Source organism: Altericroceibacterium endophyticum (assembly GCF_009827595.1).
Lineage (GTDB): Bacteria > Pseudomonadota > Alphaproteobacteria > Sphingomonadales > Sphingomonadaceae > Altericroceibacterium > Altericroceibacterium endophyticum.
The window spans coordinates 597077-613686 of the sequence record NZ_WTYT01000002.1 but is presented as its reverse complement, the minus strand read 5'-3'; the positions used below and the strand labels follow the sequence as shown (position 1 = coordinate 613686).

Below are 16610 nucleotides of genomic sequence, written 5' to 3'. Positions count from 1 at the left end.
TACAATGAGTGATGTCGATACACGCCAGGTGAGACGGGACAGCATGTTCTTGCTCGCACAGCTGCGTGTCGATGGCAGGGATGAAACTCACCGGGTCAAGGTCCGCAATTTGTCCAAGGGTGGCATGATGGCGGAAGGCGAGGTGGAAGTCGTCCGCGGCGCACACGTGAGCGTGGAATTGCGCAATGTGGGCTGGGTCGAAGGATCAGTAGCCTGGACGCAGGAAAACCGGTTCGGGATTGCCTTTGCAGACGAGGTCGACAGCCAGCTTGTCCGCCAGCCGGCAGGAACCACGCACACACACGAATTGCGCGACAGCCACAAGGCTCCCAAGACCGAACCAAAAGATCCCAGCACTTTACGCAAGATTTAGGCGCGGTGCGCCCGGTAATGCCCCATTGCCCCATTGCGGCTTTCGGGAAGCCGTCCTACCGCTGGTCTATGCACCGATTTCTCGCTTTTTGCCTGCTCTCCATGGGTGTTCTGCTCAGCAGTTGCGGCAATCAGCAGACCGGTGCCGTCGATGTTGCGATCATTTCGAACGAAAATGAGATCAACACTGCCAGCGTGCCTTATGACGAGGCCTTGCGGCCGGTTTATGCCGCGCTTTCCAGCGGGCTTGTCGGGTTGGATGAAGATGGCGAGATTGTGCCTGAGCTGGCCGATCGCTGGATCATCACTGATGATGGGAAAAGCTATATTTTCCGTTTGCGGGAAGGGACGTGGCCTGATGGCAGCGAACTGACCGCGGCCAGCGCGCGCCGCTCGATCCGCAAGAATCTGCGGGCCTTGCGGTCATCCGCACTTGGCCGTGATCTGGCGGCTATTTCCGAAGTGCGCGCGATGGCTGGACGGGTCATCGAATTTCGTCTCTCATCACCAACGCCCAATCTGTTGCAGATGCTGGCCCAGCCGGAAATGGCGCTGTCACATGGATCAGATCCCACGGGCCCGATGATGCTGATGCAATCGGATGGCGATATGCGGTTGATTTTCCGCGCCCCGGAACAGCGCGGTCTTCCCCCGATGGAAGATTGGAATGAGGGGCTGCGTCCGATTGCCCTTCATCTCTTGCCAGCAGATGCCGCCATCCGGCGGTTTTACGACGGCGATGCCGATATTGTACTGGGCGGGACGCTGGGGGACCTTCCTTTGGTCGATACCGGGCCACTGTCACGCGGGACAGTCCGGCTGGAGCCGGCATTGGGGCTGTTCGGGCTGCAGGTGCAGCGGGCAGATGGCGTGCTGGCCAGTCCTGAAGGCCGCGAAGCTGTGGCCATGGCAATAGATCGCAGCGCCTTGATGCAGGATTTCAACATTGGCGGATGGCTGGCGTCCACCCGGGTCATTGCCAATGGTCTGGAAGGAGATCTGGGCACGATTGCGCAGCGTTGGACCGATGCGACGATGGAGGAACGGCAGCAGGAGGCGCGCCGCCGCATTGATGCCTGGGCGACTGATATGCCATCCAACGCGCCAGAGGGGGCGCTCGCAGAATTGTCGATCTATCTTCCGTCTGCACCGGGATACGCCAAACTCTTTGATAAGCTGGCCGGTCAATTGGCGGAAGTGGGCATTGTCCTGTCGCGCGAAGATGATGCGGCCAAGGCAGATCTTGTGCTGGTGGACCGCGCTGCGCGCTATGCCGGTGTGCGCTGGTTCCTCAATCAGTTCAGTTGCAAATTGAAGCGCGGATTGTGCTCACCTGAGGCGGATCAGCGGCTGGCCGATTCGCTGGCCGAGCCGGATCCGGCCTTTCGGGCCGGGCTGTTGGCAGAGGCAGAGGCGGAACTGACGGCTGCCAATATCTTTATTCCCTTTGGTGAACCTGTGCGATGGTCTCTCATTCGTGGGGGCCTGACAGGCTATGCGGCCAATAGCTGGGGCTTCCATCCCTTGCCGCCACTGGCAACGCGCCCCAATTAAGGCGTTTCACAATCTGATGACCATGGGCATTGTGCCCTGGCTACCGGATCAGGAGTATTTGATGGTTGATCCACAGCGCCCCCGTCCAATGAATATGGGTTTGCCGACCGGCACTGATCCCGCCTCTGTCCTTATGCGCATAGAGGCGATGGAGATGTTGCTGGAGCGCGGCTTCACCATTCCGCTAATCAATCGGAAATTCGGACTGGATGCCTTGATCGGCCTGATCCCGGTTGTCGGCGATCTGATCACGGCCGGGATGGGCGCCTATATTATTTGGGAGGCGCGCAATCTGGGCATGCCCAAATGGAAAGTGTGGCGCATGGCGGGAAATGTGGCGTTCGATACGGCGATTGGTGCCATCCCGCTGGCAGGTGATACTTTCGATTTCTTCTTCCGCTCCAACACGCGCAATCTCAAAATCGTGAAAAAGCATCTGCACAAACATCACCCGGAGGCGCAGGTGATCGAGGGATAACCTGCCCGCTCCGCCTATTCTTCCAGCTCGATGTCCCAATAGAGCCAGTCCCGCCATGTTTCATGCAGGTAATTGGGGGGGAAGCTTTTGCCATATTGCTGCAATTGCCAGCTGGTGGGGCGAATGGGCTCCATCATGACACGCATATTGGCCTGCTTCGGCGTTCGCCCGCCCTTGCGCATGTTACAGGGGGCACAGGCGGTGAGGATGTTTTCCCACGTCGTCTTCCCGCCTAACCGTCTGGGCACCACATGATCGAAGGTCAGATGTTCGCGGCTTCCGCAATATTGGCAGGTAAAGCGATCGCGCAGGAACAGGTTGAAGCGGGTGAAAGCCGGGAATTCGTTTGGCTTCACATAATCCCGCAAGGCGATGACCGAGGGGATCTGCATATCGAGCGAAGGCGAATGCACCTGCCGGTCATAACTGGCGACAATATCGACGCGTTCGAGAAACACCGCCTTGATAGCCGTCTGCCACGGCCAGATGCTGAGCGGATAATAGGAAAGTGGCGTGTAATCGGCATTGAGGACCAATGCCGGGCAACTCTCCAAATTGCGCGTCGGATCTTCCTCCACGCTACGAAATCGAGCAGCTCTCTCGATCAGTTCGGCCTTGAACACTTTGTGTGCCCTCCCTGATACGTGACAAATGAGCATTTGCCGCAAAAAGCGTCAAGTCTGTTACAAACTGACAATCCCCATTTTTTTACTGAACCCCAATCGGGCCGTACGGATTATTCGATGACGATTATTACGCGTTTTGCCCCTAGCCCCAATGGATCACTGCATCTGGGCCATGCGCTTTCGGCAATCGTCGCACATGATCGGGCAAAGGCGGATGGCGGCCGCTTTCTGTTGCGGATCGAAGATATTGATGGCGGCCGTTCCCGGCCAGAACTGGCAGCGGAGTTTCGCGCAGACCTGGCATGGCTGGGGCTAGAATGGGAGGAAGTGCGCGCGCAATCTACCCGGATAGCCCACTATGATGCGGCGGCAGAGGAATTGAAGGCGCAAGGCCTGTTGTACCCCTGCGATTGCACGCGCGCGCAAATTCTTGCCGCTGATCCCGTGATCGGGCCGGAGGGGCCGATCTATCCCGGCACATGCCGTGAGAAACACATCGACCCCCACAATTGCGACGGGCCGGTTGCCTGGCGCCTGGATGTGGCGCAGGCGAATCGCAAAACCGGACCGCTCATCTGGGAGGATGAGCTGGCAGGACCGCAGACGGCGCGGCCGGAAATGCTGGGTGATGTGGTTCTGCTGCGTAAGGATCCCGATACGCCGGCCAGCTACCATCTGGCCGCGACACTGGATGATGCGGCGGATGGAATAAATATGGTGACCAGAGGGATGGACCTGTTTTCCGCGACGCATGTTCACAGATTATTGCAGGCGCTGCTGGGCTTGCCGGTCCCGCGCTGGCACCATCATTCGCTGCTGCTCGATGAACAGGGGCGCAAATTGGCCAAGCGACGCCATTCGCCATCATTGGCAGACCGCCGATTGGCGGGGGAAGATGGCAGGGCTTTGGCCGCTGCGTTGCGCGCCGGGCAGCTACCAACTGGCATTTCCTGTTCGAAATGATTACATAGCGGATATGAGCACACTTCTTGTTATCCTGCTGATCATCCTTGCGATCATGGTGGTTGTTTCTCTGGTTCGCGGCGTGGTCGCGTTTTTGCAGAGCAGCAAGCTCGATCTGGAACAGGAAGGGGATGAGCCAACAGAGATGCAGCTGATGCAGAACCGGATGATGTTTTCCCGGATCAAATATCAGGCATTGGCGATTCTGGTCGTTGGCGTGTTGCTGGCGGTGAGCAAGTAAGACGACCCTGTAATTCCGAGCCTGCAATTCTGCCGCTGGAATTTTTCAGCCGGTGCGCTTACTCTTGCTGCATCTGCGAAGAAGGATGGTGAAATGGATGCAATCGGAATAATCGGTGCTGGTCAGATGGGATCCGGCATTGCGCAAAACGCTGCTGCAAGCGGGCTGACGGTGCTGCTTGCCGACCGGGAGCAATCCATAGCTGACGCCGCGCGTGACGGCATTGCGAAGCGTTTTGCCCGGCTCGTTTCCAAGGACAAGATCTCTGAAACCGAGGCTGATGCTGCCATGCAGCGAATTCAGCCGGTGAGTGATTATGGCGCAATGGATCAGGCGAGCTTCATCATCGAAGCCGCGACCGAGCGCGAAGACATCAAGCAAGCCATTTTTGCTGAAGCGGGCAAGGTGCTGCGCAGCGATGCCATTCTGGCGAGCAATACCAGCTCCATCTCCATCACGCGAATGGGCGCCAATCTACCCGATCCCTCCCGCTTCATCGGCCTGCATTTCTTCAATCCGGTTCCGGTGATGGAGCTGATCGAGATTATTCCTGGTCTCGCGACATCACAGGAAAGCGTTGCCAAAACCCGTGCCTTTGCCGAGTTGCTCGGCAAGAAAATTGTCATGAGTGAGGACGAACCGGGGTTTGTCGTCAATCGCATTCTTCTGCCCATGATCAACGAAGCGATCTTCGTCCTGGGGCAGGGGACAGCGAATGTCGCCGATATCGACAAAGGATGCCGGCTGGGGCTCAATCATCCGATGGGGCCGTTGCAACTGGCCGATTTTATCGGGCTGGATACCTGTCTGGAAATCATGCGGGTGATCTTTGAAAGCACGGGCGATTCCAAATACCGCCCTGCGCCGATGCTGATGAAATATGTCGATGCGGGCTGGCTCGGACGCAAAAGCAAGCGCGGCTTCTACGATTATTCGGGCGAGGAGCCGGTGCCCACCCGCTGACCCTGACACTCGGATCGGGAACGCAGCCTTTGCTCTGGCCGTTGGTGGGGCAAAGGAGATTTCGTATGACCGACAGCAAGATGATGAAAGCGCAGGAAGAGCGCCAGGCCGATCTGGCGCCTGAAACCCATAATGATGAGCAGGACGACCACCGCAATCAGGCGCAGGAAGTCTCTCAGGAGGCCCAGAGCCTGACCCCCGAGACGCGCTCCCCTACGGAGAGTACCAAGGGCCGGGGAGAGACTGATTTGCTCAATGATGCGTCTCAGGACGTCGTCGATCGAATGCGCGACATGGAATCAAGTGGCAGAATCGATATGGATGCCTATCGCGGTGAACCCAATTACGACGATAATGTCGATAAATATGGGAAAGCGCATAAGCCCGATGGGCTGCGTGGTGACGGCACCTGATTATACGAGACGCGGTGGGCGGGCTATTGCCCGTCCCCCAGATTGCCGTCATTCAGAATCCACAATCCCGCTATCAGGATGAGCGCACCCAGCGCGACCGACCAGCTCAGCCATCGTAAATTCGGGAGGTCCGGCGCATCCACCTGATGCGTGGAAAGCCTCCTGAATGTCTTGGAAGCCCGGTGCTGCGCGCTTAGGGCGATCATGCCCCCCAGGATGATGAACAAGGTTGCGACCGCGCGCGCCAGCCATGGCGGATCGAAATCTCCGAAAACCGCGCGGAAAGCCAGCCCGATACCAATGGCGGCGAAGGCGGTCCTCATCCAACCGGCAAAAGTGCGTTCGGTGGCTTGAACGGTGCGGTCTTCCGCAAGATCCGTACGCTCTTTCGCAAGACCGTTATTGCTCTTTTTGTCGTCGCCCATGCTGCGAAGCTAAAGCCGGGGATGATAAAGGCAAGCTGCGATTATTGAGCCTCGCTTTTAAGTTCATAAAGCAAATCAAGCGCTTCACGCGGGCTCAGACTGTCGACATCGACACTTTGCAGCCGCTCGCGCAGCGTATCGCATTGTTCCTCCTGAGCTTCTGCCGCAGCGGCAAACAGCGGCAATTCTCCCAGTCCGGCAGCGAGCCCTCCGGTCTCGGCACGTCCTTTCTCCAGCTTGCCGAGAACTTGCCCGGCGCGGGCAACAACGGCTTTGGGCACACCCGCCAGACGGGCCACGGCCAAGCCATAGCTGCGATCTGCCGCCCCTTCTGCCAGTTCATGCAGCAGTACCAGATCGCCTTTCCATTCCCGTGCCCGCACGTGATGGAGGGAAAGTGAATCGCAGCTTTCCGCGAGGCGCGACAATTCGTGGTAATGGGTGGCGAACAGGCAGCGGCAGCCAATCTGCTCATGCACGGCCTCGACCACCGCCCATGCCAGTGCGAGCCCGTCATAGGTGGACGTTCCGCGGCCCACCTCATCCAGAATAACGAAGCTGCGTTCGCTGGCCTGCAACAGGATCGCGGCGGTTTCGACCATTTCCACCATGAAGGTGGAGCGGCCCCGGGCAAGGTTATCGGATGCGCCCACCCGGCTGAACAGACGGTCCACCAGACCGATTTTGGCGCTTGTGGCTGGAACATAGCCGCCTGCCTGCGCAAGCAGAACGATCAGAGCGTTCTGGCGCAGAAAGGTCGATTTACCGCCCATATTCGGGCCGCCGATCAGCCATAGACGGTCGGTCTGGGTCAGCGTGCAATCATTGGCGACAAATCGTTCGCCTCGGCTGGACAGGGCATCTTCCACCACCGGATGGCGGCCACCGCTGATCGCCAGACTGCGATCTTCGACTATATCGGGCTGGCACCAGTCACCTTGTGCGGCGCGTTCTGCCTGCCCTGCGGCCACGTCGATCCGTGCCAATGCGGCGGCGCTGTCTGCAATTGCCCGGCCCGACAGGGCGGCCTGTTCCACCAGATATTCGAAATGCGCTTCTTCCGCCGCCAAAGCGCGCCCGCCAGCTTCAGCAATTCGGCTGGCTTCCTCATGCAGATGCAGCGAGTTGAAGCGCACCGCGCTGGCCATGGTCTGGCGATGCGTGAAGCCGCTATCGGCTGCCATCAGCGCATCGGCATGGCGGGAGGGGACTTCGATGAAATAGCCCAGCACACCATTATGTTTGATCTTGAGCGAAGATACGCCGGTTTCCTCGCGGTAGCGCGCTTCCAATGCGGCAATCGCACGGCGGGCATTGCCGGAAACGGAGCGCAATTCGTCCAGCGCTTCGTCAAATCCCTCGGCAATATAGCCGCCCTGATTGCGCTCTGTCGGTGGGCTGGCGACCAGGGCGCGGGCGAACAGGTCGGTCAGTGCGCCATGTCCTGTGAGTGCTGGCAGGAGCGCTTCAAGCATTTCCGGCTTGTCAGGCAAGGATGCAAGCTGATCGTAAAGGCGCTGTGCATCGCGCAGCCCGTCACGCAGCTGGCCCAGATCGCGCGGACTCCCACGGCCCGCCGCAACGCGCCCCAGAGCGCGGCCAATATCGGGCAGACCGCGCAGCAAATCGCGCACATCCCCGCGCCGCAGGGCATCGTCATGAAAATAGGCCACAAGGCCAAGCCGCCGGGAAATCGCCTGTTGGTCACATAAAGGGGCGGCCAGATCTTCGGCCAGTTGCCGCGCACCAGCCCCCGTCACGCAGCGGTCGATTGCCGCCAGCAGGCTGCCCTTGCGCTGCCCCTGCTGGGACTGCAGAATTTCCAGACTGGACCGCGTGGCCGCATCCATTGCCAGCGCCGCTGTGCCCGAATGGGCAACCGGGGGCAGCAGCAGCGGCAAGGTGCCGCGTCCGACATGGTCGAGATAAGCTATCAACCCGCCGGCGGCCGCCAGCATAGGCTTGGAAAATTCGCCAAAGCCGTCCAGCGTTGCCACATCATGCAGCCGCCTCAGCCGTTCTTCCCCGCCATCGCTGGAAAAGTCGCTGCGGGGACGCAGGATCGCTTCATCCGGGGCCGATTCCCATTCTTCCGGCGCTACCACTTCATTGGCGCCAATCCGCGCGAGCGCGGCGTCCAGACTTTGCGGGTCGCATTCCTCGAGCATCATCTGGCCGGTTGAGATATCGCAGGCCGCAACCCCGCATTGGCCGCGAATTGTGCAGATTGCGGCCAGAATATTGGCGCTGCGCGGTTCGAGCAAAGCTTCTTCGGTCAGCGTGCCGGCGGTAACGAAACGCACGATATCGCGCTTCACCAGAGCTTTGGAACCACCTCGTTTTTTGGCTTCCTCAGGCGTCTCAACCTGCTCGGCAATCGCGACGCGGCAACCGGCGCGGATCAGCCGCGCGAGATAACCCTCCGCCGAATGAACCGGCACACCGCACATGGGCACGGGCGCGCCATCATGTTCGCCGCGCGTGGTCAGCGCGATATTCAGCACCGCGCTTGCTTTTTGCGCGTCGCCAAAAAAAAGCTCGAAAAAGTCGCCCATTCGGTAGAAGAGGAGGCAATCCTCTGCCTCGTCCTTCAATGCGAGATATTGGGTCATCATTGGTGTTGCAGAGCCAGCCATCCTGGCGTGACTAGCGGCACCTGACCCGATTCGGAAAGCTTCTGATGACCGCTTTCCCCTATCCTTTGCGTTCATGGTGGATTAGGCAGCCGGCACAAGACATGGAGATAGACTTGGCTGACGAGAGCAATGACAGTTTCACCCGCCGTGAAGCACTGTTTTATCATAGCACCAAACGTCCCGGTAAGATCGAGATCGTTCCTACCAAACCCGTGGCGACCCAGCGCGATCTGAGCCTTGCTTATTCTCCCGGTGTCGCGGCGCCTGTGGAAGCCATTGCGGAAGATCCCTCGAAAGCGGCAGAATATACGATCCGCTCCAACCTCGTCGCGGTGATTACCAATGGCACGGCCATACTTGGCCTTGGCAATCTGGGCGCATTGGCTGCGAAGCCGGTGATGGAAGGCAAGTCGGTTCTGTTCAAACGCTTTGCGGATGTCGACTCGATCGACATCGAACTGGATACCGAAGACCCGCAAAAGATCATCGATGCCGTGGCCTTGATGGAGCCCACCTTTGGCGGGATCAATCTGGAAGATATCAAGGCCCCTGAATGTTTCATCATCGAGCAGGCTCTGCGCGAAAAGATGAATATTCCGGTGATGCATGACGACCAGCACGGCACGGCGATCATCGCCGCCGCTGGCCTGATCAACGCCTGCCACCTGACCGGCCGCGAACTGAAAGATATCCGCATAGTGGTGAACGGGGCAGGCGCTTCGGCGATTGCCTGTACCGCCTTGATGAAGGCGATGGGTGTGCGGCACGACCATGTGACCATGTGCGATCGTTCCGGGGTCATCTACACCGGTCGGACCGAAAGCATGGATCAGTGGAAGAGCGCCCATGCGATCGACACGCCGGCGCGGACACTGGAAGACGCCTTGCACGGCGCGGATATGTTCCTTGGTCTGTCGGCTGCCGGCGCACTCAAGGCGGAATGGGTCGCCAATATGGCAGATCGTCCGATCATCTTCGCCATGGCCAACCCGACGCCTGAAATCGCGCCCGAAGAAGCCAAGAAGGTTCGCCCCAATGCGATTATCGCCACGGGCCGTTCGGATTATCCGAACCAGGTGAACAATGTGCTCGGCTTCCCTTTCATCTTCCGCGGTGCGCTGGATGTTCAGGCGACGGCCATCAATGAAGAAATGAAAATCGCCGCAGCAGAGGCCATTGCGGAACTGGCGCGTGAACGCGTGCCCGAAGAAGTCGCTGCTGCCTATGGCAAGAACCAGCAATTCGGCACGGAATATATCATTCCCGCGCCGTTCGATCCGCGATTAATGGAACGCGTGTCCTCCGCCGTTGCCAAGGCGGCGATGGAAACGGGCGTGGCCCAAAAGCCGATCGAGGATCTCGATGCCTACCGGATGCATCTGAAGGGCCGTCTCAACCCGACGACATCGGTGCTCACATCGGTCTATGCCGATGCGAAGAAACACCCCAAGCGGGTTGTGTTTGCCGAAGCGGAAGAGGAAGTGGCGCTGCGCGCCGCGATCCAGTTGCGCGATTTCGGCTATGGCACACCGGTGCTGGTCGGCCGCACTCAGGCGGTGCGCGACAAGCTGATCGAGCTTGGCGTGGATCAGCCCGAAGCGTTCGAAATCCAGAACTCACTGGATTCGCCTTATGTCCCCGAAATGGTCGACTACCTGTATAAGCGCTTGCAGCGCCGCGGTTATCTGGAGCGTGACGTGCGCCGGGCCGTGAATCAGGATCGCAATATCTTCGCCAGTGCGCTGGTGGCGCTGGGCCATGGCGATGCGATGATTTCGGGCCTGACCCGGCCTTTCGCGCAGACCATGCGTGAGGTTCGCCATGTGCTCGACCCGAAACCGGATGCGGTGCCTTTCGGTGTGCATCTGATAATCGGCAAGACCAACACGGTGTTCCTGGCCGATACGACGATCAATGAACGCCCCACATCGGTCGAATTGGCGCATATCGCCAGGGAAACCGCGGCTGTGGCGCGCCGGCTGGGTCATGAACCCCGGGTTGCCTTCCTGTCCTATTCGACCTTCGGCAATCCGCCGGGCAAATGGCTGGAAAATATCCGCGGTGCCGTGCAGTTGCTGGATGAAGAAAAGCCAGATTTCGAATATGAAGGCGAAATGGCACCCGATGCCGCGCTCAATCCGGAAATCATGGCGAATTACCCGTTCAGCCGCCTTTCCGCACCGGCCAATGTGCTGGTGATGCCGGGGCTGCAATCGGCCAATCTCTCAGCCAAATTGCTGCGCGAACTGGGCGGTAATGCGATGATCGGCCCGATGCTGATCGGGATGGAAAAGCCGGTTCAGATCGCACCGATGACGGCGATCGCGCCGGATCTGCTCACACTGGCCGTGCTCGCCAGCGCGGGCGTGGTTAAGTAAGCCTGATATATTCGCCAGTGCCGCCCGCCAATAAGCGGCGCGGCACTGGCTATATCCTCGCTTTTGTTACCGGGCTTCCAGCAGACGATCGAGCCCGCTTTTCCCCTTCACGATCTTTTCCAGATGCGGATAACGCGCGCCTTCGAAATAAGAGAAGGAAAGCGTCTGGAAGTCATCGCCCTGTTTGATGAGCACGCGAATGGGGTCCTTGGTATCCTGCGCTGCGGCAAGGGCACCGGTCAGCTTGTCGGGCGTGTAGGCTGCATCATTCACGGCAACCACTTCATCACCAACGGTCATCCCCTCGGCAAAGGCTGGGCTGTCCCAGACCACGCGGCTGACCTCGCCATCCTTGTTGAGGGTGAAGCCCAGAGAATAGCTGAGATCGGTAATCCCGCGTGCTTTGGCCGCATCTTTCAGAACGTCGCTTTGCGTGTCGGTGAAGATCAGCCGATAGCCATTATCGGTAAAGCCCTGCAGCGGAGCATGATCGCTGGTTTCATTCAGCCGGGTGCTGAGGAAGCTGTTCCAGTCATAGGGCTGCACATTGTTGAGTGTGTTTACGACATCATCGAAAGTGTAGGTCACTTCTCCCCAGTCGCCATCGCGTATGCCAAAGAAAGCGCGGGCGAAATCATCAATCGATTTCTGGCCGCCGGATTCGCGTCGCAGAATGGAATCCACTTCCATCCAGACCAGCAGACCTTCATTGTAATAGTCTTCCGAACGCTGCCAGCTCCTCCAGGCTTTGGGTTGCCGGTGGGCGATGATCGGATCGTTGGTCGTATCGAGCAGCGGGCGCCATTCGCGTCCGGGCGTGTAGTCATATCGCGCCATGATCGCGGCGTATTCATCCAGCGTATCCTGCTTTGAAACCAGCCCGGATCTGGCCTGCAGCACATAGCCGTAAAACTGGGTCAACCCTTCATAGACCCACATCAGGCTGTCGCGCATCGGCATGCGGTAATCGGGCGTCCACAGATCTGCGGGACGGCGAAATTTGCCATTCCAGCTATGGACGAATTCATGCGGCAACAGATTGCGGGCAGAGGCCTGATCATCCCATTCGGTGAAATAGCCCGGCTCGACACCATTTTCAGAGCTGCGATGATGCTCCAGCCCGATTCCGCTGATTTCGTCTGAAATGCTGAGCAGAAATTCGTAATTGTCGTAATGCTGCGCGCCGAATGTCTTCACCGCTTGATCGACCAGCCGTTTATGCGCAGCGATCTGCTCCGGTGTGGCTTCCAGCTCATCCGGCGTATCGGCTACCACATCCAGACCGACCCGCGGGGTTAATTCGAAGCGTTTGAAGAAACGCCCCGCCAGCACCGGCGAATCGACCAGCGTTTGGTAATCCGTTGTTTCGTAGGTGTAGGTGGAGCCTTGCGCGGTGGCCGGTAGGCCGGACGCAGCCGTCCAGTCCTGCGGATAGCGGACGGTGGCGGAAACCGGAATGTTGCGGGTGTAATAGCCCGCCGGATACAGGCTCATCGAATTGAATTGCAGCCGCAGCATCTGCGGCGTCATCACAATCGGCCCCTGATTTCTTGCGGTGGCGGAGAGGAATTGCAGATCGATATCCACGGTCTTAGCACCCTCCGGGATATCAATGTGGAAGGCGTAGACATCGACCGGATCGCGCTTCCACGAAAGGGTCTGACCATTGGCGGTGAATTTCAGGCTGGCCAGCTTGGATAATTGCCCGGCTTCTGAATGCTTGCCCGGCAGCCATTCTGGCATCAGCAGCACCATCGGGCCGGATTCGGCCACATCGATGGTTTCCTTGACGGTGAAAATGCCGCGCTGCGTATCCGTTGCGTCAATATCGAGGGTGATCGCACCGGGATAGGCAATGTCGCGGGCCGCGGGAATCGTATCGGTAATCGGTACGGGCTGCGGCCGCGAATTTTCCGCGCTCGCCACGCTGGAGAGGCAGGATGCAGCCAGAAAACCGGCCAGAAGCGAATGTTTCATCGGTGCTTATACCTTTGACGCTGGATAGAAGAACGATGTCTAAGCCGTGCCACAGGCCAAGGTCCAGCATCACGGAGCCGGATAGGTATAATTTGAAACTATCGATCTGTGTCTGCCTCCTGCCCGCAATGAATGAGGAATTCCGCCAGTCCGGACGCAATAGGCATTATTGGAAAATTGCAGCACTCTTGCGAGATCGGCGCATTGTACGGCTGTACGCCGTCTCCGCCGGTGAGGCGAGGAGTTTACGTGGCTAAGCTTATAACCGTAGTCTATGCACGTGCGGGTAAGGGTGAGCGCTCCAGCTTATAGAGGGCTACATCCAGAAGACTGGCAGCGATAGGAAATGAACCGATTTCCAGCATTTGAGCCGGTGGTTTGACGCCGCACAGTTTGGAAAGAAGGCGTTAAAAGCAACGCCAAATTACGCCTCAGTGCGCCGATAGCGAAAATACCAGACCTCGTGCCCCTGCTGGCGCGCCTTGGCTTCATAGCGGGTTTCGCTCCAGCCGCCGGGGCGCTTTTGCCAGCTTTCGGGCCCCTCGGTCAGCCAGTCGAACTGATCTGTATGATTGCGCATCACCATCAGCGCGTGGCGCAGATAGACCGGGTGGTCGGTGCCGAAACGAAACTCGCCGCCGGACTTGAGCTTGGCCGCGATCATATTCACCGGGCCGTCATTCATCATGCGCCGCTTTGCATGGCGCGCCTTGGGCCAGGGGTCCGGGTGCAGCAGATAGACGAAGGATAGGGCATTGTCGGGAATGCGGGCCAGCACTTCCAGCGCGTCGCCCATATGCAGCCGCACATTGAACAATTGCTGATCACGAACATGCTGCAACGCGCCAACGACGCCGTTCAGGAAGGGTTCGCAGCCGATAAATGCATGATCGGGCAGCAGATCGGCACGCGCGGCCAGATGCTCGCCGCCGCCAAAGCCGATTTCGAAATGGAGTGGTGCGTCCTGTCCGAAAAGCGCCTGCGACGTGACGGCACCGTCTTCCGGTACGCTGATTTTGGGCAGCAGATTGTCGACCAGGTCCTGTTGGGCCTGGCGCAGCTTGCGTCCTTGCGATCGGCCATAGAGCCGGTTGAGTGTGGTCGGGTCACCCGATTTATGTGCAGTCATGGGCTGGCGCGGATAACAAGAAACCCCCGAGAGGCAAGCCTTCTCAGGGGTTTCGTTGTAAATTGTCTGTCATTGGCAGGCGTCAAGCGGCCGCATCCTGACTTTCATCTTCGTCATCGCGCAGCACATAGCCGCGGCCCCAGACGGTTTCGATGTAATTTTCCCCTTCGCAGGCCGTAGCAAGTTTCTTGCGCAGCTTGCAGATGAAGACATCGATAATCTTCAGTTCCGGTTCGTCCATCCCGCCATAAAGATGGTTCAGGAACATTTCCTTGGTCAGCGTGGTGCCTTTGCGCAGGGAAAGCAGCTCCAGCATGGCATATTCCTTGCCGGTCAGATGCACGCGGGCGCTATCGACTTCGACAGTCTTGGTGTCGAGGTTCACGGCCAGCTTACCCGTGCGGATGATGCTCTGCGAATGGCCTTTGCTGCGGCGAACAACGGCATGGATGCGGGCGATCAACTCATCACGATGAAAGGGCTTGGTGACATAATCATCAGCGCCAAAACCAAAGCTGCGGACCTTGGAGTCCATTTCCGAGATGCCGGACAGGATCAGAACCGGCGTCTGCACTTTGGCGACGCGCAATTTCTTCAGCACGTCATAACCATGCATATCGGGCAAGTTCAGGTCGAGCAGAATGATGTCGTAATCATACAGCTTGCCGAGATCGAGGCCTTCTTCGCCCAGATCGGTGGAATATACGTTGAAGCCTTCATTGTTGAGCATCAGCTCAATAGCCTTCGCGGTGGTAGGCTCATCTTCGATCAGCAGCACGCGCATGGGATAAACCCCCCGTTGTTGTTCTGCGGTAACTCTCCGATATGAGAGATTGCAACTTGTTAACCACAGACTTTCTTACCGGAAAAGGTTAATATTCCCTAAAGTAATTTACCTTGGTGAAAGTTGTGGCTTTGAGGACACCGCCATGCGCCTATTTCAATCCGGCCATTTTCTTCTGTCGGCGGCGCTGGACAGAGGAGCCGATGCCAATCGCTTCACGATATTTGGCCACCGTCCGCCGGGCGAGGTCGAAGCCTTTTTCGCGAAGCAGTTCCACCAGCTTGTCATCCGATAGAATCTTTTTCGGGTCTTCGGCATCCACCAGACTGCGTATTTCCGCCTTCACCGATTCGGCGGACACGCTGCCGTCGCCATCGGCGGCGGCTACTCCGCTGGTGAAGAAATATTTGAGTTCGAATGTCCCGCGGGCGCAATTCAGATATTTGTTGGATGTGACGCGGCTGACGGTGGATTCATGCATATCGATCGCTTCGGCTACCGTCCGCAGCGTCAGCGGTTTGAGATGGGCCACGCCCTTGCGAAAAAACCCCTCCTGATGTTTCACTATCTCGGCGGTGACCTTCAGAATGGTCCGTTGCCGCTGATCCAGCGCCTTGATGAGCCAATTGGCATCCGCCAATTTTTCCTGCAGCCAGCCGCGTGATGACTTGTCCTGACAATCCCCCCGCAGCTCGACATAGTAATCGCGGTTGACGATCAGCCGCGGCAGAGTTTCGGGGTTGAGAGCGATGTCCCAGCCAAAATCGGGTGTGGCGCTGATCAGGATATCGGGCACCACCGGTTCATGGTCTGCATTGTCGAAGCAAAGGCCGGGCTTCGGGTTGTAGCCGCGCAATTCCGCCAGCATATCGGCGAAATCCTCTTCATCCACGTTGCAAATGCGCCTGATCTGATCGAAGCGGCCCTTGGCAATCAAATCGAGATTGTTGATCAGCTTTTCCATGCAGGGGTCAAATCGATCTGCCTCGCGCGCCTGCAGGGCGAGGCATTCAGCAAGGCTGCGCGCGCCGACACCTGTGGGGTCGAGCGATTGCACCAGATGGAGCGCTTGCGCCACGTCATCTTCTGAGACGCCCAGGTCGTGAGCCATTTCTGAAAGATCGGCGGTCAGATAACCCGCATCGTCGATCTGGCCGATAATATGGCGGGCGATAAAGGCACTTTGCGGGTCCGGGGCGACCGAACCGATTTGCGCTTCGAGATGTTCGGCCAGTGTCGGGCCGCCGCTGCCACGTTCATCGATTGATGGCCCGGCGTCGCTGCTGCCCGCGCCGCTTGAAGCACTGGCGGTTGCAGACCAATCGCCCGTGTCCCGGTCCCGATCAAGTGCAGAGCTGTCAATATCGAGCGGCGCATCCGCCTCTCCGGCGCCCTGACGGATCAGCTCATCCGACGACACGCTTTCGGTGCTGGTTGCAGCGGACTGCTCGGCGACCGGGTCCGGCCCGTCACTTGCGGTATTCGATGGTCCGGCATCCGCGCCCTCCTGCCCTGATGTGTCGAGCAGGGGGTTTGATTCGAGCGCGTCGGAAATGAAGCTTTCGACTTCCAGATTGGAGAGAGCAAGTAGCTTGATCGCCTGCTGCAATTGCGGCGTCATCACCAGCGATTGCGTCTGGCGCAGGTCGAGGCGCGGGCTCAGCCCCACGG

At 58.6% G+C, this 16610-nt stretch carries 15 protein-coding genes; 8 read left to right on the top strand and 7 right to left on the bottom strand.

The genetic code is table 11. The features are described from left to right. Positions 1-4: 4 nt before the first annotated feature. The 3 genes from GRI91_RS06860 (at position 5) to GRI91_RS06850 (ending at position 2404) form a co-directional block, all read left to right on the top strand. Positions 5-373 carry a PilZ domain-containing protein gene (locus GRI91_RS06860; RefSeq protein ID WP_160735861.1) on the top strand — a complete coding sequence of 123 codons (369 nt, stop codon included), beginning with the start codon at positions 5-7 and terminating at the stop codon, positions 371-373. A 68-nt stretch (positions 374-441) separates the two neighbouring features. Then, on the top strand, positions 442-1926 hold the full coding sequence (locus GRI91_RS06855) for an ABC transporter substrate-binding protein (RefSeq protein ID WP_160735860.1): 1485 nt from the start codon (positions 442-444) through the stop codon (positions 1924-1926). A gap of 88 nt (positions 1927-2014) precedes the next feature. Beyond that, entirely contained in the window at positions 2015-2404 is a 390-nt protein-coding gene (locus tag GRI91_RS06850) for a DUF4112 domain-containing protein (RefSeq protein WP_419866827.1), read from the top strand. Between the two features lie 14 nt (positions 2405-2418). On the opposite strand, the gene GRI91_RS06845 is transcribed toward GRI91_RS06850, so the two are convergent. Next, positions 2419-3027, bottom strand: a complete 609-nt coding sequence (locus tag GRI91_RS06845) for an HNH endonuclease (RefSeq protein ID WP_160735859.1) — start codon at positions 3025-3027, stop codon at positions 2419-2421. A gap of 120 nt (positions 3028-3147) precedes the next feature. Here GRI91_RS06845 and gluQRS point away from each other — a divergent pair, with 120 nt between their 5' ends. From gluQRS to GRI91_RS06825, 4 genes are all read left to right on the top strand, one after another. Continuing rightward, positions 3148-3993: a tRNA glutamyl-Q(34) synthetase GluQRS gene (gene gluQRS, locus GRI91_RS06840; protein ID WP_160735858.1), complete on the top strand. Its 846-nt coding sequence runs from the start codon at positions 3148-3150 to the stop codon at positions 3991-3993. Between the two features lie 13 nt (positions 3994-4006). Further along, entirely contained in the window at positions 4007-4234 is a 228-nt protein-coding gene (locus tag GRI91_RS06835) for an HIG1 domain-containing protein (protein ID WP_160735857.1), read from the top strand. A gap of 93 nt (positions 4235-4327) precedes the next feature. Next, entirely contained in the window at positions 4328-5197 is an 870-nt protein-coding gene (locus tag GRI91_RS06830; RefSeq protein WP_160735856.1) for a 3-hydroxyacyl-CoA dehydrogenase NAD-binding domain-containing protein, read from the top strand. A gap of 65 nt (positions 5198-5262) precedes the next feature. Continuing rightward, a complete protein-coding gene (locus GRI91_RS06825; protein ID WP_160735855.1) occupies positions 5263-5610 on the top strand; it encodes a hypothetical protein in 348 nt (115 codons plus the stop codon). A 23-nt stretch (positions 5611-5633) separates the two neighbouring features. On the opposite strand, the gene GRI91_RS06820 is transcribed toward GRI91_RS06825, so the two are convergent. Continuing rightward, the gene (locus GRI91_RS06820; protein WP_160735854.1) at positions 5634-6035 is read right to left on the bottom strand and encodes a YidH family protein; all 402 of its coding nucleotides are present in this window, start codon (positions 6033-6035) and stop codon (positions 5634-5636) included. Positions 6036-6076: 41 nt separating this feature from the next. After that, on the bottom strand, positions 6077-8671 hold the full coding sequence (gene mutS / locus GRI91_RS06815) for a DNA mismatch repair protein MutS (protein ID WP_202385484.1): 2595 nt from the start codon (positions 8669-8671) through the stop codon (positions 6077-6079). Between the two features lie 113 nt (positions 8672-8784). Between mutS and GRI91_RS06810 the strand changes: the two genes are divergently transcribed. Continuing rightward, positions 8785-11049, top strand: coding sequence for an NADP-dependent malic enzyme (locus tag GRI91_RS06810; protein ID WP_160735852.1), 2265 nt, complete (start codon positions 8785-8787; stop codon positions 11047-11049). Positions 11050-11115: 66 nt separating this feature from the next. On the opposite strand, the gene GRI91_RS06805 is transcribed toward GRI91_RS06810, so the two are convergent. From GRI91_RS06805 to rpoN, 4 genes are all read right to left on the bottom strand, one after another. After that, entirely contained in the window at positions 11116-13026 is a 1911-nt protein-coding gene (locus GRI91_RS06805) for a M61 family metallopeptidase (protein ID WP_160735851.1), read from the bottom strand. Between the two features lie 424 nt (positions 13027-13450). Next, positions 13451-14155 carry a tRNA (guanine(46)-N(7))-methyltransferase TrmB gene (gene trmB / locus GRI91_RS06800; RefSeq protein ID WP_160735850.1) on the bottom strand — a complete coding sequence of 235 codons (705 nt, stop codon included), beginning with the start codon at positions 14153-14155 and terminating at the stop codon, positions 13451-13453. Positions 14156-14237: 82 nt separating this feature from the next. Beyond that, positions 14238-14939, bottom strand: coding sequence for a response regulator transcription factor CtrA (gene ctrA, locus GRI91_RS06795; protein ID WP_160735849.1), 702 nt, complete (start codon positions 14937-14939; stop codon positions 14238-14240). A 151-nt stretch (positions 14940-15090) separates the two neighbouring features. After that, on the bottom strand, positions 15091-16608 hold the full coding sequence (rpoN, locus tag GRI91_RS06790; protein ID WP_160735848.1) for an RNA polymerase factor sigma-54: 1518 nt from the start codon (positions 16606-16608) through the stop codon (positions 15091-15093). Positions 16609-16610: the final 2 nt, after the last annotated feature.

Coding starts and splice junctions, on each gene's coding strand:
- GRI91_RS06860 (WP_160735861.1), top strand. CDS start 5: ATGAGTGATGTCGATACACGCCAGGTGAGACGGGACAGCATGTTCTTG.
- GRI91_RS06855 (WP_160735860.1), top strand. CDS start 442: ATGCACCGATTTCTCGCTTTTTGCCTGCTCTCCATGGGTGTTCTGCTC.
- GRI91_RS06850 (WP_419866827.1), top strand. CDS start 2,015: ATGAATATGGGTTTGCCGACCGGCACTGATCCCGCCTCTGTCCTTATG.
- gluQRS (WP_160735858.1), top strand. CDS start 3,148: ATGACGATTATTACGCGTTTTGCCCCTAGCCCCAATGGATCACTGCAT.
- GRI91_RS06835 (WP_160735857.1), top strand. CDS start 4,007: ATGAGCACACTTCTTGTTATCCTGCTGATCATCCTTGCGATCATGGTG.
- GRI91_RS06830 (WP_160735856.1), top strand. CDS start 4,328: ATGGATGCAATCGGAATAATCGGTGCTGGTCAGATGGGATCCGGCATT.
- GRI91_RS06825 (WP_160735855.1), top strand. CDS start 5,263: ATGACCGACAGCAAGATGATGAAAGCGCAGGAAGAGCGCCAGGCCGAT.
- GRI91_RS06820 (WP_160735854.1), bottom strand. CDS start 6,035: ATGGGCGACGACAAAAAGAGCAATAACGGTCTTGCGAAAGAGCGTACG.
- mutS (WP_202385484.1), bottom strand. CDS start 8,671: ATGGCTGGCTCTGCAACACCAATGATGACCCAATATCTCGCATTGAAG.
- GRI91_RS06805 (WP_160735851.1), bottom strand. CDS start 13,026: ATGAAACATTCGCTTCTGGCCGGTTTTCTGGCTGCATCCTGCCTCTCC.
- trmB (WP_160735850.1), bottom strand. CDS start 14,155: ATGACTGCACATAAATCGGGTGACCCGACCACACTCAACCGGCTCTAT.
- ctrA (WP_160735849.1), bottom strand. CDS start 14,939: ATGCGCGTGCTGCTGATCGAAGATGAGCCTACCACCGCGAAGGCTATT.